Here is a 17,595-nt window from a genome sequence, read left to right as displayed (position 1 = left end):
CACTAGTGTTGCACCTATTTGTAAAAAAAATAATAGCATTTTCGCTGTTATTTTTTTGAGTAAATAGCTCCCATAATATCATCGAAATAATCAACGGTATTTAGGAGTAATTCAATAACTTGGGACTTTGTTAGTCGCATTCCTCTTCTATCTCTAGCATCTTCTACTAAATTTTCAAGTTTCTCTAAATTTTTATCATCCAAGCTAATCATTATTCTATTTTTATCTGTTGCCATTTTCTTCACCTCAAGTCAATTCTATCACAGGTGTAACACTTATGTCAACTGATTTTTATAATACATTAGTTTAAAAGTGGGGAGGTTTTTTAACACAGTAACTTTAAATCTTTGGTATTAAAAAATTTCCACAGTATTTATAGAAATAAAATCTATCTCAAATAAGTTATCAGGTCTAGTATAAATTATGAGCGGATACTCTAATACGTCCCCTCTAAACAAGAAAACGGCTTACACTCAAGGGTTCTCTTAACCCCCTTTGTTACAAGGATTTGACGATTTTACTAGCAAATCTACATGCTGATAAGGAACTTTGGTTGACTATTGAATTTCTCCAACCTCTTCTTTAACATATCCCTCTACATCTTCAATCTCTAAAAATATTGGGTCTAAGTAACACAAGAAATGCCAATCTTCTGCACCTTTTTTTCTGTAGAGAATCGCTTCACCGTCTTCACTTCTGAAAAAGCTTCTGTCTACTTCATATCCACTGCATTCTAGAAAGTCTTTTGCCTGCCGATAGTTCGCTTCTCTTGCTTCCACTTAGGTTTTAACTTCATCGTTGTTAACAACATAGGCATCGATTTTGGAATAGCCTTCAATTACTTTTTCGTTTGGTTCGGATAGATTCGAGATTTCTTTCCAAATAATGTCAACATTTTCCTCAGGATCAAACATAAATTTAGACAAAGGTACAATGTTTCCGTTATAGATAATTTCCAGATAGTCTGGTAGATTTGTAGGATTAAAAAACTCTACTTCAAATCCATCTTCTGTTTCTAAAGTATATCCAGGGATTTGAGCTACAAAAGTTTTCCCCTCTTTTATTGAATCAAACGCGACTATATCTTTAGAATAATCATTTTGGTACAATTCCAATATAACCATCGATAATCTTTCTATTTTCATCATTAGGCTAATGTAAATAAGCACGTCACCTGATCAGTTCAGGCTTTCTGTATCATCTCATCATATTCCCTCCTCATTCTCCGAGTCCTATCCCATGGGCGGAGCATCTGCTTCTACTTCGCTGATGCTTCAGCTCGTACAAGCAGTGATACCGCCTCAACGTGATGCGTTTGTGGGACTCAAAAGGTTTGGGTGAACCTTTTGAGGATTAGCTACGTTTCACTAACAAGCTTACACACTCGACATGTGCTGAGAGCTTTCTTCTATACTAATAGACGAAAGGGTGTGAAAATGATTTTTAAATGATACTGTGGAACGGAACAGTAGCCCTAGTATTGACTACTGTCGTTTCTATTCATATTGGCTATTCTAGGACTGAGATGAAAAAATCTATAAATGCTCAGAATAAAATTGAACCCGCAAATCTCCCCAAAACAATGGTGAGTCATGTACTTGTATTATTCCGAAAAAATACACCTCTGGTGCAGTGAGACAAATTGGTGTATCTTATAGTGGCTTCGTAGATGAAAGCTATACTCTACTATCACTCTTTGATGATGTAGAACAAATTGAAAAAGATAATAGACTTCAGACAGCTATTGATGTTGTCAGAGAACAGTTTGGTTTTTTAGCCATACAAAAAGGAACCGTCCTAACTGAAGGTTCCAGAAATATTGAACGCAGTAAACTTATCGGTGGTCATTCCGCGGGTGGATTGGAGGGATTAAAATGAAACAAGAAAAAAATACAGTACAATTTTCAGAAATCCGTAGCAAAGGATGTAATGATATTGAAATGCTTGAAAGATTTTTACATGGAATCGTTGAAACAGCAACTTCAAAACTTCGTCAGAGAAAACTCAAAACAACTGAAATATCGATACGACTAGTACATGCTAAATCTGAAAACCGATTACCATTGGAATTTACATTTAGCATTAAGCCAACAAGCTCATCTGTGATAATCTATACTGAGGTAATCAATCGCTTTAAAGAATGTTACACAGGTGGGGGAATTCAAGGTTTTACGATTCAATTTGATAAAAATACCCTTGCCTCTGCATAGAAAGGATTTGATATGATTGACCGTTCATATTTACCATTTCAATCAGCAAGAGAGTACCAGGATACAAAGATGCAAAAATGGATGGGCTTTTTCCTATCTGAACATGCATCAGCACTCTCTGATGATACAAACAAAGTAACGTACATGTCTGACTTATCACTAGAGAAGAAATTATTACTCCTCAGTCAAGTATACGCCGGGCAGCTACGCACACGCATTCAAGTGATTGAAAAAAACAAGCGTGTTTCCTACACTGGAACAATACCAAGTCTGACCAAAGATTTCATTTTGATAAAAACTACAACAGGTCACATCAATTTGAAATTAAAAGACATTATTAGTATTGAACTTGTCGAGGAGGTGCTCTATGAATCAGCTTGAGTTTCAGCGTAATCACCTACAAATGGACTATTATAGCGAGAGCTACCAAGATTTTGAACGTGACTTCTACCGCTACTCTAACATGAATATTCCATTGACCTTCCTAACTGATGATATCCTAAAAACAATGGCGACTTCACGTAAGAATTACTTTGTCCTCAATAAGGAAAAGTCCAGAGATAACCGCGATCACTTCTTCATATTTGAAGTAAGTACCGTAGATGAGAATCCGCTAATCTATCATTATACATATAAGAAAACTACAATATATTTAGCAGAAAAATAGGAGCAGTTCAATTGACTGTTCCTATTTTTAATATTCATAAAATCTAAAGTCTTTATACTCTTTAACAATGGAGTCGCCAACCAGAACAGACTATACTGACCAGCGACTACCTTAAATTTAATGTTTCAGATTTATTTTCTTATCTCTAATTTCATAAACTACATCTGCTACATTTTCGAGTAATCGTTTATCGTGGGTGATAAACACGATAGTTCCGGTGTACTCCTTCATTAGTATTTCCAAAGCCTCTAAACTTGGTATGTCAAGGAAGTTACTGGGTTCATCCATTATTAGGATGTTATATCTACCCATGAGCATTTTAGCAAGCAACAATTTTATAATTTCTCCACCGCTTAAAACAGATAAACTTTTTCCAATATCGTTCTGTTTGAACCCCATAGATGCTAGCACTGAACGAATTTCTGATATATTGTAGTCACAATCCTTCTGCATAAACTCCATAACATTCTGATTACTGTTGTACTTGTAACCATTCTGTGCAAAGTAACCTATTTTTGCCTTAGGCGAAATAGAAATTCCTTCTTCATGGTTTAAGATCATTTGGATTAAAGTTGTTTTTCCGATTCCATTACCACCAGTTAACGCCACTTTTGCTCCTAACGGAATTTGAAAAGATGCATTTTCAAACAGAGCCTTATCCCCAAATACTTTATTAATTTCTGCACCGACTATAGGGTATGGATTATGGAGCTCCAATGCTTTACTTTGCCTGAAACGAATTCTGCGAATGCCTTCCGGAGCTTCTACTTTTCCTAAGGCCGCAATCCTGTGCTCTAGGGTTTTAGCAGCATTATACATCTTTTTTTCCTTACTTCCTATTGATTTTTGATGAGCTAAACGCCCTCCGTCTTCAGTACTTTTTTTCTTTGAAGAACCTTTTGCCTTCTGTTCTATTTTACGAGCCTGTTTTCGCTTTTCCTCCGCAGCCCTTTCCAATCGGGCACGTTCCGCAATAAATTGTTCGTATTCTGCAGCTTGGCTCTTACGTTCTTCCTCTTTCTGACGAAGATAATCAGAATAGTTTCCCCAATACTCAGTGATTTTGCCATCTTTCAGTTCCCATATTTTATCTACTATTTCATCAAGAAAATAGCGGTCATGGCTAATAACTAACAGTGCACCTGTAAAATATTTTAGCTGTCCTATTAGAAAATCAATTCCTTCACGGTCTAAATGGCTCGTAGGTTCATCCGCTAAAATACCATGAACCTGTGCCGATAAGGCCTGTGCTATTTTAAGCCTTGTTTCTTCACCACCGCTCATAGTCTGTATATTTAATTGCTCAACACCTAGCTTGCCTACAAGTGCAAAATCTTTTTCCTCCTGCAGAGTTACTTCGTCCAACTGGGGAATATAGGCAAGTTCACCCAGACGATTCATTTTACATCCTGGGGGAGTTAATTCTCCTAAAAGTACCCTGAGTAAAGTGCTTTTTCCAGCACCATTTGCTCCTACTAAACCAATACGGTCATAATCATATACTTCTAATTCATTTATATCTAAAACATCGCGTCCTTTGAATTCCACACGAATGTCTTTTGCTTTTAATATTAATTCCATAACATTTCCTCCTGTCTATAATCGCATGCTTTCATTTGCTTGTATGCAGGGAAAACCCTGCGATTTTAGCAGGAAGAGTTACATGAAAATAAGATACATAAATATTCCTCCAATATTGTTTATTTTAAATCTAATTTTCTAACCTCAGTTATCATTTGGCAAACTATAGCAATGCCAATAATTAAAATACCTGATAGTAAAAACCAATGATTTACACCGATTTTATCAGCAAAGAATCCAGAAAGAATTAACCCAATTGGCATAGCAAGTGACATGATACTTCCGATCAAAGAAAATACACGTCCTAAATATTCAGGCTTAATTTTCTCCTGAAAAAGAGCTGTTTGCACACCGCTATAAAATGGCACCGAAAGCCCCATTATTGCACAGCAAACTACGAATATTACAAATCCATTTGGAGGAAGTATTCCCGAAACGGCTAAACTGGTCCCCATTATAAAAAATGAACTTGTTATTAGTAATACATGCTTTTCGAAGCCCCCTAATCTTCCTAATAATAAGCCTCCTGCTAGCATCCCAAATGCAAAGGAAATTTCCGTAATAGAAATATGCACAGGCGTTCCATTAAAGTGTTCCATGCTTATTAAAGGAAATAGTGCATTGATTGGCATATAAACAAAAGTATATAGTGTTCCTAAGAGTAATAAGGCAAACAATCCTTTGTTTTGTCTCAGAACCACAACTCCTTCTTTCATCTCCCTTATGAAATTTGGTTCTAAACTTTGCACTTGATTACCCAGCTTAGGTATACGTACAATTGCTACCGTAATAGATGCAATCACAGCACCCAATACGTCGATGGCAATAATAGCATTTAAATCCCAAACGGAGTATAAGAGTGCTGCAACTGCCGGACTAACAATATAGCTTATAGACTGCAAAGACTGACTATAGCCTGCGCATTTCGTTAGCTGTTCTTCTGGTACTAAAAGTGGTGTAACCGCATTGAGTGCTGGGGTATGAAAAGCTGTTCCAATGCTACGGATAAACAATACTATCATAATCATCCAGACAGGTAGCTCCATACAGAATGCAACAATAGCAAGCACTGCACCAGCTGCTACGATAATTAAATCGGCACCAATCATTATCTTCTTCCTATCATGACGATCCACTAGCACACCAATGGCAGGTCCCAAAATCGCATAGGGTAAAAAACCTACTAATGAAGCCATAGACAAGACCATCGCAGATCCTGTTTTTTCTGTAAGGTAAAAAATAATCGCCATTTGCAGGATGGCACTAGTGATTAATGATACTGCTTGCCCTGCCCATATTGCATAAAATTTTCGTTTCCAATTGTTGTATTTTTCCATTTATATTATCTCCTGCATATTATTTTGCTTGAATTTCTATTTTGAATAGCATTCTAGGCAATAAAAAATGCAGGCCAAACCCCACAATGTGGCTTTTGGTCTGCATACATACAATTTGGAAACATTCATATTAAAGACATAGTTAAATAAAGGTATAGTTAAATAACCAATATCCTCACCGTAACTAATGAATGCTCAATATCGTATAAATAAGCACAACAAAAAAGCCTATCATCGGGTATAGATTCTGCTTTTTTTATTGCCAGCTTATCTTAAACGCATTGAGGCTGTCATAGTTTCGGTTCCTCCTACATCTTTGTTTATATCAATTTATAGTATAACACAACAAGATGATATGTTCAATATAAAAGTTATGGAATGAGACTCATACTTCCAATTCGATGCCAGATTTAAAGGATATGACGAAGTTTTCTTCATAGACTGTAACGCTCTGGATTATCTTCCTTAGTAGCAAGCGATTAGCTTTCACAAAATCTTCTGTTTGTAGTTTTAAAAATTCATCAGGATTTTCTAACTCAACCTCAAAATATTTCATTTTACATTCCCTCATTTCATTTATTGATAAATTGAGTTTGCAAAAAAGAGTGGACAATTTTTGTCTACTCTTAACCTTTAAAATAGTTTTTTTTAATCGATTTGAAGTTGCCTAAATTATTACTTATTCGGTAAAATGAAGTATTGCTTTCAACAGATTTCCTTCAACTACACTTCACTTGATTCAAACAAGGTGGGTACATTTCTATTCCCACAAACTCCTTGTCAATGGAAACAAACACGTACCCACAGGGTAAATGGAAATAGAAACTGATAATTTCTAGCTATCACTTCTACTCATTCCAAAAATTTTCTCACTCTGATACTTACCCACCATAAAGCAAAAAGCCTTGCAATCAAGGCTTTCATTATCCCTTTCGTTCAAAGGTTTCTAAGCTTTTACGAGCAGAGCGACACACTCAGCGGTTCGCTATCTCCGTTCTGTCTGCGTGCTAGCACTTGTCAATCACGGACAGCTATCGCATGGGCGGAAGTAAATGCTAATCTTCGTCGTTTTACTCCTTGACTAGCAAACTTACCGCCTCAACATGCGTTGTTTTCTTTATTTGTACACTTTTTTTCGTCATCGGTTACGGTATTAAAACACAATTTATCATTTTCTATTTTAGCATTCTTCCTTTTAGATTTGTAAGATTTTGCATCTTTAGTCGAAGAATCTCCCGTTTTAAAAATTATAGTCAACATTGCTGGATCAATTTCTCCATCAGAATTTATTCCGCCTACTATGATTTTTTCAACGATACTTTCAAAAATGTCCTTGTCAAACTCAGTCAAAGTCTTTTGTGAAGTTAAAATTTCTTTAAAATTCTCTAATCTACTTTTTATATCAACTTCTGATTTTAAAGTTACTTCTAAGTTTACTTTTTCTTCTAAAAGTTTTTCTTTCTCAATTTGTATTTGATTGAATTTATCTTCATATACAGAATCACTTATTTTTCCATCTAGATTCATTGAAACTAATTTTTCTTCTTTTTTGTACAACGAATTTAATTTACTAACTATCTTATTCAACTCTACTTTTAAGGTATCATCAGTAAGCTCTTCTTTTATAATTTCAAGAAAGTCTTCAGTTAGGTTATTATTTTCATAAAACAACTGTTGGTAGCTCTGTAAAAAAGCATTTTCTATTGCTTTTTCCTCTATGCCTTTACTATGAGTGCAATGCTTTTTACCTCTCTTTATAGATGTTGTACAGTGCCAAATAATCTTTTTGTACTCTGAACTAGAGTGCCAACTTCTTCTAGACAGAACAGTACCACAAAAACCACATTCCAATCTACTGCTAAAAGGGTACATTCTTGAATATCTTTCTCGTTTACCTTTTGTATTTGCTATGGTTTTTTTGTTTCCTGATCTCCGTAATCGAATTTCTTGCGCCTGTGTAAAAATTTCTGGACTAATTATTGCATCATGATTATTTTTAATGTAGTATTTATCTTCTTCACCGAAATTTATTAAACGTCTCTTACTAATGGGATCAACAGTGAAAGTTTTTCCCATTAGAATATCACCTTTATACTTCTCGTTTTTAATAATTCCTAAAACTGTTGTATCTTGCCAGTGATCAAGACCTCTCGGAGTTTTATAACCTAGTTCATCAAGTTCTCTAGCTATTGCCCTACCCCCAATACCATCAATGTATCGTTCAAAAATATAACGTACTATCTTGGCTTCTTTTTCATTTATTGATATCGACTTTGTATCTTGATTATAGTCATAACCAAGACAACCTTGAAAACCAATAAGTTCTCCACGTTGCATCTTCATTTTTAAACCCTTTTTAACATGGGCAGATGTATTTTCAACTTCCTGTTGAGCCACTGAACTTAATATCGTCAATAGTAACTCACCATCCATAGTTAAAGTATCAATATTTTCTTCTTCGAAAAATACACCAATTTGTTTATCTTTGAGCAAACGAACATATTTGAGAGTATCTAATGTATTTCTAGCAAAGCGAGCAATGGCTTTGGTAATGATATAGTCTATTTTTCCATCAAGGCAATCTGAAATCAATCTTTGAAAATCTTGTCTTTTTCCAACTTGAGTTCCTGAAATCCCTTCATCAGCATAAATGTCAACCAAAATCCAATCTGGGTGCTGTGATATATACTCTCTATAATGACGAACTTGAGAATCATAGCTATTTTTTTGATCATCACTATCGGAACTAACACGACAATATGCTGCTACTCTCCTCGATAAAGAACCACTATTATCATTTCTTCTAGTTACTAAAGGATTTGCTTTTATAATTTCAACGTTATTTGACATGGCTTAACCTCCTATTTCTCTGCATTTATTTTACCGCAACCAATAAAAAAGGTCAGCTAATTTGTGTATATTTTACGCAGTTTCTGCTTTATTTTTTCATATTCTTTTTCGCTAATAAGTTTTTTTAAGAATAATAGATTTAGCATCTCTAGCTCGACTATATAATTTTTTAAATTTGATTTCAAAAAATCACTTCCCTTTTATCTTTTATCAATCTCCTCCATGGCATGACTGATGAAGTCATCATAAGAATTTCACTTACTGCTCTTTTACGTTGGCAGCCTGAACGGTCAGAAGTATCATTGTATATCATTTGTATCATGGCATATAAAGTATCGCTCTATTTTATTGATGGTTTTAAATCGCTCTTATCATGGCGAGCCATTCAAATTTGCTCCACAAATGAGGAAAGTACCATTTTGGACTATTCAATTTTCAAAGAACAAATAAAAAATCCCCTCATTTTCACACTCTATGAAATTGAGGAGATTATTTTCTAAAGCGAATTTTATCAGGAAAATCTGTCAATCCCAATAGGTAGTCTGTACTAACATCGTAAAAGCTTGAGAGAGTTACCAATACATCTGCAGTTAACATATGTTCCCCCCGTTCAATTTTAGCATAAGCTGAGTTTGTAAACGAAAGTATTTTAGCTATTTGTTTTTGGGTCAAATCGTGATCTTCCCTCAAATCTCTCAAACGTCTGTACATCTAGCTTTCTCCTGAGAAAAGTATAATATATAAAACTAAGAAATCATTCAAAGTGTCCAAATTGGACATTTTGAACTAAAATTAATTTATTAAACACTTCTCATAAGCATATCTATTAACCATCTGAGAGCAAAGATTTTATCAAATATTTAATATTACTGACTTTCAAAAATTAGTATTATTTTAAAATAAAGTGAAACACAAAAGACATGTTTATCTGATATATTATAGTCTCAAAAATATTACAAAATTATAGGAAAATGTTCACAAATCAATCATACAAGCACTTCTCTGAAGCTGAACAATACTAAATTTTAGGTTTATTTAAACAAAGGAAAAAACTGCTTAGGCTGCTCGTCGTTAGGATAGAAACCGTTCTATTTTTACTTGTAAAACTAATCGAGATTCTGTAACACAGGTGAAACAAATCAATGGATAGAAGATCTACTGATAACAGTATTATGCAAATCCAATCTAGAATTTTCATTATCATTCTATAGAAGCTAGCTATTACTTGTAACTTAATAAGATTTAGTCTGACTTTCTGACAGAGTTCACAGAAGTGATGAAAGAAAAACCAAGGGGACATAGTATGAAAACTTTCGTCCACACTTATAAATTCCAACCTTTTGATTATGTGACTATTAGTTAGCATATTTCGGGAGTATAAAAATTTAAGCATTGAAAATTGCATACTATATTTTACTACTGATTATTCCAGAACTTTCCCTCCTGATAACATGTTACTCTAAGTTGCTCTCAGTGGGAATGATTAGTATTATCACTCATGGGAGTTTCACCCGCTATCTTTTTACGATGGCGGCCTGAACGGTCAGAAGTATCATTATCATTAATTGTGTCATGGCAGATAGGTTACCATACTATTTTTGAATAAATGATTCTCGCTCTTTTCCTAGCACATTACATTCTATTGCTCAACAAATAAAGTCCCACCTAAGATTATTCAATTATCAATGAACAAATCAGGAGGGACTGTTTTTTATTTTTCAGGTAATAAGGACAATCTGCCAGCCCTAATGTATACTTTATAGAGGGAAGAGAGCATTATTAAATAGTCAATAGATAGCTAGCGTTCGTTGAGCACCCTCAATCTTAGAGTATGAAATTGACTCCAGAACAAGTACTGTGCAATATACTCTTGCGTAAATCAAATCTCTGACGCGCCTATACACTCGTTCACTTCTAAGGAAATTATAGTTAAGATCTGAACGAGACTTGTATTTTATGCCAAATTGGCATAAAAATATTTAAAAACACACTTATAAATTAAATAAATATATTATTAACTATTGTTAATGATTAATAGTGTAAAACATAAAAACGAACAAGATTAATTTTCTAATAAGGTACATTCTTAATCCGTTCGTTTTCTATTTAATAGTTTTTACTATCTTAAATGCCGATTGTTGATTTATATATCATTTTAGGTACTGCTATCTTTTTCATATATAAAATATGTCGAAAATATTGATTCACCCTATTGATTTTTATCGTTGATCAAGGCCCATTGATTTTTGAGTTTTTCTTAAATCCTAATTGGTTTACTGAAAAAATCGTCTAAAGCTTAATTCTATTAATTTGCTGACTTTCACGCTCCTTTATTAATAAACTGAGTTTCAACCAATTCTTTATAGAGTTTATTCCTTGATAATAGTTCTTGATGAGTACCGAAGTCATGCACTTCTCCTTCTCTTATTAAATAAATTGAATCAGCGTTTTGAATAGTAGATAATCTATGAGCAATTATTAAAACAGTTTTCTTACTAGATAAATCTTTAATTACTTGTTGTATTTTTGACTCGTTTATACTATCTAAATTCGATGTACTCTCATCCAATAATATTATGTCATTCGGAGAAATTAAAGCCCTAGCTAACGATAACCTTTGTTGTTCACCACCACTCAAAGTGAGTCCAGACTCCCCTATTACCCTATCTAGTATTTCGTCCTCAGGAATATCCTGAAAAAGATTAACTAAATTAAGTGCATACAAGCAGTCAAATCTTGAAACATTCTTATTAGCTATTTGTAGATTCTCTAGTACTGTTCCAGAAAAGATTGAAGCATTTTGTTCCACAAAGGTTATCTTTGAACGAAGAACTTTAATTGGCAAATCATAAATATTATTTCCATACAATTCTATTGACCCATTATCTGAATCATAAAATCTTTCAATAAGTTCAAATATTGTTGTTTTTCCTGAACCAGATGGTCCAACTAATGCTGTCACTCCCGGACCATTAACTGAAATATTAATCTTGTTTAGAATATTTTTGTCAGAATTGCCATTATATTTAAAGGTTAAATTTTTAATTTGCAAAACTAGATTCGATTTTTTATCAAGAACATTTAAAGAATTTACATCATCTTCTATCGGAAGTTCCAATGCAAGTTTAATCCTAGAATAAGCTCCTAACCCTTCATTTATTGATGACAATACTCCTCCTAGCATTGCAGCTGGAGTCAGTACTAGCATTACATACATTATAAAGGCACTTAGATTTCCAATAGATATAATCCCTGTAGCAACTCTAATTGAACCAATTCCAATAATTATTATTAGCATTATTTGTAGTGCTATATTGGAAAAGCCACTTATAATCGATTTAAAAATAGCTACTTTTTTACCAATTTTTGTCGCATTAGTTACAACACTACTCATTCTTTCAATAAAAACAACTTCTGATAAAAATGCTCGAATAGTTCTAATCCCCCGCAAAGTTCGTTCTAACTCAGAGGATAACTCTCCAACTATTTCTTGTAAATCCTTTGCAATCGGTCTAGTTTTTTTTCCAAGCAATAAGCCACAAATTAAAAGAGAGAGTACGGCTAACAAAGATACACCAAATAATTGAATATCAAGATAAAACATCATAATTAATGCAAATATCATTGTAAATGTTTGTGATATTAATTCTACTATTCCTTGGCTCAAAATCCCCCTTAGCTGGGCTGTATCCGCACTCAAGATTGATGCCAAATCCCCAATCTTTTTAGTATCAAATACTTCAATCTTATATTTTATTGATCGATTTACAATTTGAATTCGTAAACTACTCACTAAATTTTCACTAATACTCTCCAATATATACTGCTTAATTGAGTTAAGGATTGCAGATAACAATACTATTATGGAGAAAAATATTACAGTTTGTCCTAAAATGTTATCGTTAATATTGTCAATAATTTTTGAAAGAAGTATTGGTTGAAAAATTGATAATGTTGACGAAATCAGTGCAATAATCAAAGCAATACTTATAGCTATTTTATAAGGTTTTAGTAATGTTAAAAATTCCCCGAACGTGACTTCTGAATGTTTTTGACTATTCATTTTTCAACCTCTTTTTGACTTTCAAATAAATTAATAGGAGTAAAATCAAATTCCACAATAACAATATGATATGACTATCAGATACTGCTGATATTTTAAAACTTTCAGAAATAGTTTCATAATAAATGAATGGTAATACTCCAGGAAATACACGCTCAATATAGGGTATAACTAATATTGGAAATAGTAGCAAAGTAGCTATCGCTGTCATCGAACTCTTAAAAAATAAAGTTAAATAATATGCAATGAAGAAACACAAAACGCTACTAAATAGATAAGAAAAAAACTGTATTACGTTAACTTCTTTAATACTTCCTTTAAAAATGAAGAAGATTGCGATAACTAAGAATGATAGAATTGCTTGTAATACACAATCTATCAATTCAACAATAATGATTTTTTGTGTACTGCTTTTTTTGTTTCCGGTTAATAAATAGACTATTTTAGATTCTGGATTCTCGACTTCTATAGATCCATTTATCAGTCCACCAATCATAAATAAATAAGATGTAATTGCCAAAATTTGATTAATTGATAACACAATATAACTTCCATTGATTTCAAATGTTATCAAACTAAGAATACATGTAAATAGAATAAGCAATAAATGACTTAAAATTTGTATTTTCACTGCATTCAAACTATATTTTTTATAAATAAGAGCATATACTATTTCATCCATATTTCTTGTCCTTCTGATTTTTATACCAACCTTTAATATACATCAAAATAGTTACTATTGATGCTTGAGATAATAATAATAATAAACCATACATTTCCGAAGGATTGTTATTTTCTACTCTTCCAAATACAAATGACTTTGCACCTATTAGGGGTAATAAATTTTCAAGTGTCGGAGAAACGACTTTCAATATGCCTGATAAAGTTATAATAAGAATACTTACAATAACAATGACAGAGGGAATAGGCTTTCTTGTTATTTTTACTAAAAACATTGAAAGCAATGTCAATGTTATGGCAAAGATAATGATTCTTAACGTCACTTCTAAAACAAGACCTAGGCTAAGATAATTTTGCAATGTTTCATCTAACATCACATAGAGCATTGCACTATTTATTAGGGATAGAGCAACTGTCAACGTACTGGCTACAATAATTCCAGAACAAATCTGACCTGTTAAAATCGTCTGCCATTTTGGTGTTAATAATTTAGTTAATGATTCCTGACCAAATTTGTACTCCGTAGATAGAATCAGTGCAAATAAGATTGGAAAAAATAGAATACTAGATTGATAAGGGGAAGACAATACAGCATCTCTTACTGTTTGAAACTCCGTTAATTGACTAGTCGTATCTTCAAGCATAAGAATCTCTGTATTACCATTTGCTATCGCATTAATGACTTGAATATTTTGAAAGGTAAAGAATATAGTGATTCCAATCACAATTGCTACACCCCTCCAAAAAAGTGGCAATGATAATATTTTGTATAGTTCACTACGAGTATTTTTCATAAATCATTACCCCCATCTAACTTGTAACAGACTTAAAATATGCTTCCTCAAAAGAGCCATATTCTTCAAGAACATCTTTACTGCTACCATCAATGACTACCTTACCATTAGATAATCCTACAATTTTATCAACCGTAAGTTCTAACTCATTCATATAGTGGCTTGTGATTAAAACTATTTTATCGTCTCTTACAAATTCTCTTAGAAACTCTCTAACCCATCTAATTCCATCTGGATCAAGTCCATTAATTGGTTCATCCAAAATAAGTATTTTAGGATTCGCTAAAATAGCCGTAGCCAGCCCCAGCCTTTGCTTCATTCCAAGTGAGTAGTCTTTTATCTTTTTATTGCCAACATCCTGAAGACCAACTATTTTTAAACATTCTAAACATCTCTGCTTATCTATACCACTAGTTAAAGCAATCCACCTCAAGTGATTATAGGCCGTCCTTGTTGGATTGGGTTGAAAACTATCTAGAAATGCTCCTACATATCTGAAGGGGTATTCCCCCAATTCTTCATAATTTTTTCCATCAAAAGTCGCTCTGCCTTCATCTGACGAAATCAAGCCAAGCAATATTTTTATTAAAGTTGATTTACCAGACCCATTTGGCCCAATTAATGCCGTTATTTCTCCCTTTTTTGCTGTAAACGAAACTTCTGAAAGAACACTCTTACTGCTAAAACCTTTGCTAATTTTCTCAATTTGTATCATTTATCTTTTCCACCTTTTACAAATATAATTTTTTGAAATTTAGATAAATCGATTTCTTCACCAATGGGTTTCCCATCAATTTCAACCCATGCATGGGCTATAAATGGTGATACCTGAAATCCCGAAATCCAATCAGGAGTTCGCCTAGCTATTATTCCCCACAGCATAACTGCTACGGATCTTTGTAGACAACCATTCCCTGCACATCTAACATTAATTGAATTTATATATGTGCGCCATTGTTCTACTTCCGCTGGAGTAGCACTTTGAGTCCTTTTACTTAATTTCTCAATAATTTTAGATAGTTTCTTAGGAGGTAATCTAATTAAAAAAAACGATACATTGGCACAAAAAAATGCTGTAATTTTATTTTTAAATGATAATTTCGTTCTCTTTTCCATTCTAACTGGCGAGCTCATTTAGCCACCTCCAAAATCTGTAATTTCTGAAGTTTCTCTAATATCTCTTTATAATCTTCCATAACTTGCGATAATTTAACGGAGTAACGGATAGAAATATTTTTACAAAATTCTTCAAATGAAACACCTTCAATTAACAGACCTAAAAAATTCGTAGTTAATTGATCAAGATGGTAATACTGTCCATCATTAGAATTTAAAACTATACTACCACCATCATCTGTCTTACTAATATTAAGATTTGACGATAACTTATATTTCATATATACCACCACTTTCACAATAACCTCTCAGCCAGTATTCAATGATTTGAATCCTCATAATGTTTTCTAACTGTTCTCCATCAGCACTAAATTTATTTAGCGATTGTAATAACTTTCTCTTGTCTACCAACCCTAACTTATAAATCAAACATTCTTCAGAAAAGATTTTTTGTAACATATTCTTACGATTATTGTATTCCGTAAAGGTTGATTTGGTATACTCCCCTTTATCTCTTCGCTTAAAGTATTCAAGTGACATAGATTCTGATCTTATCTCAGCCAACATAGGTTTAGTTACTTTTGCATTAAATCTTTCATCTATATTATATTGTAATGCTGACTCCACGATGTCATATGCTGTATACGGGCTAAGAAATCTAAATGACTTATCATTCGGCACCATTGCATTCAAATCTCTCTGTAAAAGACTATGAGCTTCAACTTCTTCAAGAATTCTATGAATAGATTTATCATCCGAATATGGTTCAATATTTTGTTCAGCATATGAACTTGCACAACTTGTAATTAGATCTCTTGCTGTTTGGGTTACAAAATTTGCAACTGATGGTTTTGGAACCCATTGAGAACTATACTTTATATCAAAATCAATCTGTTCGATTTCTCGACATTCTAAACATCTCAAATTATCAGATAAACTTTCATTATCAACCAATGACTTAAAAAATTTAAAAAGATTGAACTTATTTAATCTTGCAAATCCATATAAATTTTTTATGCGATTCGGGTAATTAGAATGATACAAGGACCAAGCCATAGTAGATAGGGGACCAAATAGCTCATCACCACCATGACCATTTATATGCATACCAATATCGTTTTTTAGCCCAATTTCTATAATTTTCCTAGCTAGACTTATATAGCGAAACGATTCTGACGGACCAAATGGGAGTGCTTTATATATATCTAAAGGATTTAAAGAGTTTAGAGTAATTGTGCTACTATACGGTAAAACCGTATGCTCTGCCGAAACCTCCTTACTTGCTCGTTCTGACCATATAGCATCACTATCAGCGCCATCCTCTGGAGATAGAAAAATTGTATTCAACTCTACTCCTAAATCCTTACAAAAATAGCAAAGAGAAGTAGAATCTAAGCCGCCTGATAAATCTGCACTTATTCTGATTTGTTTTCCCAAATTTTTCTGTAATACATCCTTTACATTTTGACGTAATTCTACTGCTACTTCAGAGATCCTTTTATTACCACCGTTACTTCTAAAAGGAAATACCTGACTAATCTGACCTTTTAAAACTACAAGCATTTTTCGACTATTTAGAAGTTTTATATTCTCCCATGGTGTTAACTCACTAAATGGATATATAGTCTCAAAGTTTACGATACGTAAGGCAAAATAAGTTTTATTAAATTTTTGCTTTGTAAGATTAGAAATTAATTCAGGATGGAATGAAACAAATAATTCATCATTTCTTTCTAGATAATATATTGGATTACAATTATTAAAGTCCCCACTGGCTATAAGGTGATTCTCTTTTGTAACTGCTATAAAAGATGTATGTTTTTTTAATTTACTGAGATTATTCTCAATCATTTCAAAGTTCAAATCTTCTCTTGCTAAAAAATTACTAATTTCCTCAGAATCATTGTGATGTTTAACTACCATTAATAAATTATCAGCAGTATATACATTAACTTTATTTAAATTAATCAGTTCGTCTACCAACATATCAGCAGTAATAACTTGATTTTTTTCTACAATAATATTAACTTTCATAACGATTTATGTTTTATACCAATGATATAAACAATAAGCGGAGTTGCTCACCCTCCGCTCATTATCTATATTTTTCGATTACAACCATGGCCAGTGAATAACAATCAACGCACGAAAGCCAAGTAAATCACGTTCACGTGCAGTGCCTGCACCATTTGTCAAAGTTCGATAGCTACCGATTTTTGTAATAGTTGGTTTTTGGTACATAACATTCTCCTTCCTATTATTCATATTACCCTACAGCAATTTCAATCGAGTAACA

At 33.0% G+C, this 17,595-nt stretch carries 19 protein-coding genes and 1 pseudogene; 4 read left to right on the top strand and 16 right to left on the bottom strand.

What is annotated here, in order from left to right:
* Nucleotides 1-47: 47 nt before the first annotated feature.
* Together B7703_RS08430 and B7703_RS08425 are read right to left on the bottom strand one after the other, a co-directional pair.
* On the bottom strand, nucleotides 48-236 hold the full coding sequence (locus B7703_RS08430) for a hypothetical protein (protein ID WP_000179769.1): 189 nt from the start codon (nucleotides 234-236) through the stop codon (nucleotides 48-50).
* Nucleotides 237-557: 321 nt separating this feature from the next.
* Nucleotides 558-1,124: pseudogene (locus B7703_RS08425) on the bottom strand (hypothetical protein).
* A 508-nt stretch (nucleotides 1,125-1,632) separates the two neighbouring features.
* On the opposite strand from B7703_RS08425, the gene B7703_RS08415 reads away from it, so the two are divergent.
* From B7703_RS08415 to B7703_RS08400, 4 genes are read left to right on the top strand one after another with little or no spacing between them, the layout of a single operon-like run.
* Nucleotides 1,633-1,878, top strand: coding sequence for a hypothetical protein (locus B7703_RS08415; protein WP_001813542.1), 246 nt, complete (start codon nucleotides 1,633-1,635; stop codon nucleotides 1,876-1,878).
* Entirely contained in the window at nucleotides 1,875-2,210 is a 336-nt protein-coding gene (locus B7703_RS08410) for a DinB/UmuC family translesion DNA polymerase (protein WP_000806926.1), read from the top strand. The genes B7703_RS08415 and B7703_RS08410 overlap by 4 nt, the downstream gene beginning before the upstream one ends.
* A 12-nt stretch (nucleotides 2,211-2,222) precedes the next feature.
* The gene (locus tag B7703_RS08405) at nucleotides 2,223-2,591 is read left to right on the top strand and encodes a hypothetical protein (RefSeq protein ID WP_000567222.1); all 369 of its coding nucleotides are present in this window, start codon (nucleotides 2,223-2,225) and stop codon (nucleotides 2,589-2,591) included.
* Entirely contained in the window at nucleotides 2,578-2,877 is a 300-nt protein-coding gene (locus tag B7703_RS08400; protein ID WP_001072467.1) for a DUF5960 family protein, read from the top strand. The genes B7703_RS08405 and B7703_RS08400 overlap by 14 nt, the downstream gene beginning before the upstream one ends.
* A gap of 117 nt (nucleotides 2,878-2,994) precedes the next feature.
* On the opposite strand, the gene msr(D) is transcribed toward B7703_RS08400, so the two are convergent.
* The 14 genes from msr(D) to B7703_RS09865 form a co-directional block, all read right to left on the bottom strand.
* Nucleotides 2,995-4,458 carry an ABC-F type ribosomal protection protein Msr(D) gene (gene msr(D), locus B7703_RS08395; protein ID WP_000420313.1) on the bottom strand — a complete coding sequence of 488 codons (1,464 nt, stop codon included), beginning with the start codon at nucleotides 4,456-4,458 and terminating at the stop codon, nucleotides 2,995-2,997.
* A gap of 119 nt (nucleotides 4,459-4,577) precedes the next feature.
* The gene (gene mef(A) / locus B7703_RS08390; protein ID WP_075227417.1) at nucleotides 4,578-5,795 is read right to left on the bottom strand and encodes a macrolide efflux MFS transporter Mef(A); all 1,218 of its coding nucleotides are present in this window, start codon (nucleotides 5,793-5,795) and stop codon (nucleotides 4,578-4,580) included.
* 385 nt (nucleotides 5,796-6,180) lie between these two features.
* A complete protein-coding gene (locus tag B7703_RS08385) occupies nucleotides 6,181-6,351 on the bottom strand; it encodes a hypothetical protein (protein ID WP_000873143.1) in 171 nt (56 codons plus the stop codon).
* Between the two features lie 542 nt (nucleotides 6,352-6,893).
* Nucleotides 6,894-8,645: a recombinase family protein gene (locus B7703_RS08380; RefSeq protein WP_084924417.1), complete on the bottom strand. Its 1,752-nt coding sequence runs from the start codon at nucleotides 8,643-8,645 to the stop codon at nucleotides 6,894-6,896.
* A gap of 56 nt (nucleotides 8,646-8,701) precedes the next feature.
* The gene (locus B7703_RS10205; RefSeq protein ID WP_314847008.1) at nucleotides 8,702-8,830 is read right to left on the bottom strand and encodes an SHOCT domain-containing protein; all 129 of its coding nucleotides are present in this window, start codon (nucleotides 8,828-8,830) and stop codon (nucleotides 8,702-8,704) included.
* Nucleotides 8,831-9,134: 304 nt separating this feature from the next.
* Entirely contained in the window at nucleotides 9,135-9,356 is a 222-nt protein-coding gene (locus B7703_RS08370; RefSeq protein ID WP_049544702.1) for a helix-turn-helix domain-containing protein, read from the bottom strand.
* Nucleotides 9,357-10,965: 1,609 nt separating this feature from the next.
* A complete protein-coding gene (locus B7703_RS08365; RefSeq protein ID WP_049544701.1) occupies nucleotides 10,966-12,708 on the bottom strand; it encodes an ABC transporter ATP-binding protein in 1,743 nt (580 codons plus the stop codon).
* Entirely contained in the window at nucleotides 12,701-13,390 is a 690-nt protein-coding gene (locus B7703_RS08360) for a hypothetical protein (RefSeq protein ID WP_049544699.1), read from the bottom strand. Before B7703_RS08360 ends, B7703_RS08365 begins: the two co-directional genes overlap by 8 nt.
* Nucleotides 13,383-14,183, bottom strand: coding sequence for a hypothetical protein (locus tag B7703_RS08355; protein WP_049544698.1), 801 nt, complete (start codon nucleotides 14,181-14,183; stop codon nucleotides 13,383-13,385). Before B7703_RS08355 ends, B7703_RS08360 begins: the two co-directional genes overlap by 8 nt.
* A 16-nt stretch (nucleotides 14,184-14,199) precedes the next feature.
* Nucleotides 14,200-14,898 (bottom strand): ABC transporter ATP-binding protein, encoded by a 699-nt coding sequence (locus tag B7703_RS08350; RefSeq protein WP_049544696.1) that lies wholly within the window; start codon nucleotides 14,896-14,898, stop codon nucleotides 14,200-14,202.
* On the bottom strand, nucleotides 14,895-15,317 hold the full coding sequence (locus tag B7703_RS08345; RefSeq protein ID WP_049544695.1) for a lasso peptide biosynthesis B2 protein: 423 nt from the start codon (nucleotides 15,315-15,317) through the stop codon (nucleotides 14,895-14,897). Before B7703_RS08345 ends, B7703_RS08350 begins: the two co-directional genes overlap by 4 nt.
* Nucleotides 15,314-15,580, bottom strand: a complete 267-nt coding sequence (locus B7703_RS08340; protein ID WP_049544694.1) for a PqqD family peptide modification chaperone — start codon at nucleotides 15,578-15,580, stop codon at nucleotides 15,314-15,316. Before B7703_RS08340 ends, B7703_RS08345 begins: the two co-directional genes overlap by 4 nt.
* On the bottom strand, nucleotides 15,570-17,333 hold the full coding sequence (locus tag B7703_RS08335) for an asparagine synthase C-terminal domain-containing protein (RefSeq protein WP_084924415.1): 1,764 nt from the start codon (nucleotides 17,331-17,333) through the stop codon (nucleotides 15,570-15,572). The genes B7703_RS08340 and B7703_RS08335 overlap by 11 nt, the downstream gene beginning before the upstream one ends.
* A 78-nt stretch (nucleotides 17,334-17,411) precedes the next feature.
* A complete protein-coding gene (locus B7703_RS09865; protein ID WP_142358205.1) occupies nucleotides 17,412-17,564 on the bottom strand; it encodes a lasso RiPP family leader peptide-containing protein in 153 nt (50 codons plus the stop codon).
* Nucleotides 17,565-17,595: the final 31 nt, after the last annotated feature.

The organism is Streptococcus mitis (assembly GCF_002096735.1).
In the GTDB taxonomy this organism is placed as follows: domain Bacteria; phylum Bacillota; class Bacilli; order Lactobacillales; family Streptococcaceae; genus Streptococcus; species Streptococcus mitis_CZ.
This window is presented reverse-complemented; position numbering and strand designations above follow the sequence as displayed.

Excerpts from the sequence above, each read along its gene's own strand:
- B7703_RS08355 (WP_049544698.1), bottom strand. The coding sequence starts at position 14,183 with ATGAAAAATACTCGTAGTGAACTATACAAAATATTATCATTGCCACTT.
- B7703_RS08345 (WP_049544695.1), bottom strand. The coding sequence starts at position 15,317 with ATGAGCTCGCCAGTTAGAATGGAAAAGAGAACGAAATTATCATTTAAA.
- B7703_RS08360 (WP_049544699.1), bottom strand. The coding sequence starts at position 13,390 with ATGGATGAAATAGTATATGCTCTTATTTATAAAAAATATAGTTTGAAT.
- B7703_RS08405 (WP_000567222.1), top strand. The coding sequence starts at position 2,223 with ATGATTGACCGTTCATATTTACCATTTCAATCAGCAAGAGAGTACCAG.
- B7703_RS08385 (WP_000873143.1), bottom strand. The coding sequence starts at position 6,351 with ATGAAATATTTTGAGGTTGAGTTAGAAAATCCTGATGAATTTTTAAAA.
- B7703_RS08380 (WP_084924417.1), bottom strand. The coding sequence starts at position 8,645 with ATGTCAAATAACGTTGAAATTATAAAAGCAAATCCTTTAGTAACTAGA.
- B7703_RS08430 (WP_000179769.1), bottom strand. The coding sequence starts at position 236 with ATGGCAACAGATAAAAATAGAATAATGATTAGCTTGGATGATAAAAAT.
- B7703_RS08365 (WP_049544701.1), bottom strand. The coding sequence starts at position 12,708 with ATGAATAGTCAAAAACATTCAGAAGTCACGTTCGGGGAATTTTTAACA.
- B7703_RS08400 (WP_001072467.1), top strand. The coding sequence starts at position 2,578 with ATGAATCAGCTTGAGTTTCAGCGTAATCACCTACAAATGGACTATTAT.
- B7703_RS08370 (WP_049544702.1), bottom strand. The coding sequence starts at position 9,356 with ATGTACAGACGTTTGAGAGATTTGAGGGAAGATCACGATTTGACCCAA.
- B7703_RS08350 (WP_049544696.1), bottom strand. The coding sequence starts at position 14,898 with ATGATACAAATTGAGAAAATTAGCAAAGGTTTTAGCAGTAAGAGTGTT.
- B7703_RS09865 (WP_142358205.1), bottom strand. The coding sequence starts at position 17,564 with ATGAATAATAGGAAGGAGAATGTTATGTACCAAAAACCAACTATTACA.
- B7703_RS08410 (WP_000806926.1), top strand. The coding sequence starts at position 1,875 with ATGAAACAAGAAAAAAATACAGTACAATTTTCAGAAATCCGTAGCAAA.
- B7703_RS08335 (WP_084924415.1), bottom strand. The coding sequence starts at position 17,333 with ATGAAAGTTAATATTATTGTAGAAAAAAATCAAGTTATTACTGCTGAT.
- B7703_RS08340 (WP_049544694.1), bottom strand. The coding sequence starts at position 15,580 with ATGAAATATAAGTTATCGTCAAATCTTAATATTAGTAAGACAGATGAT.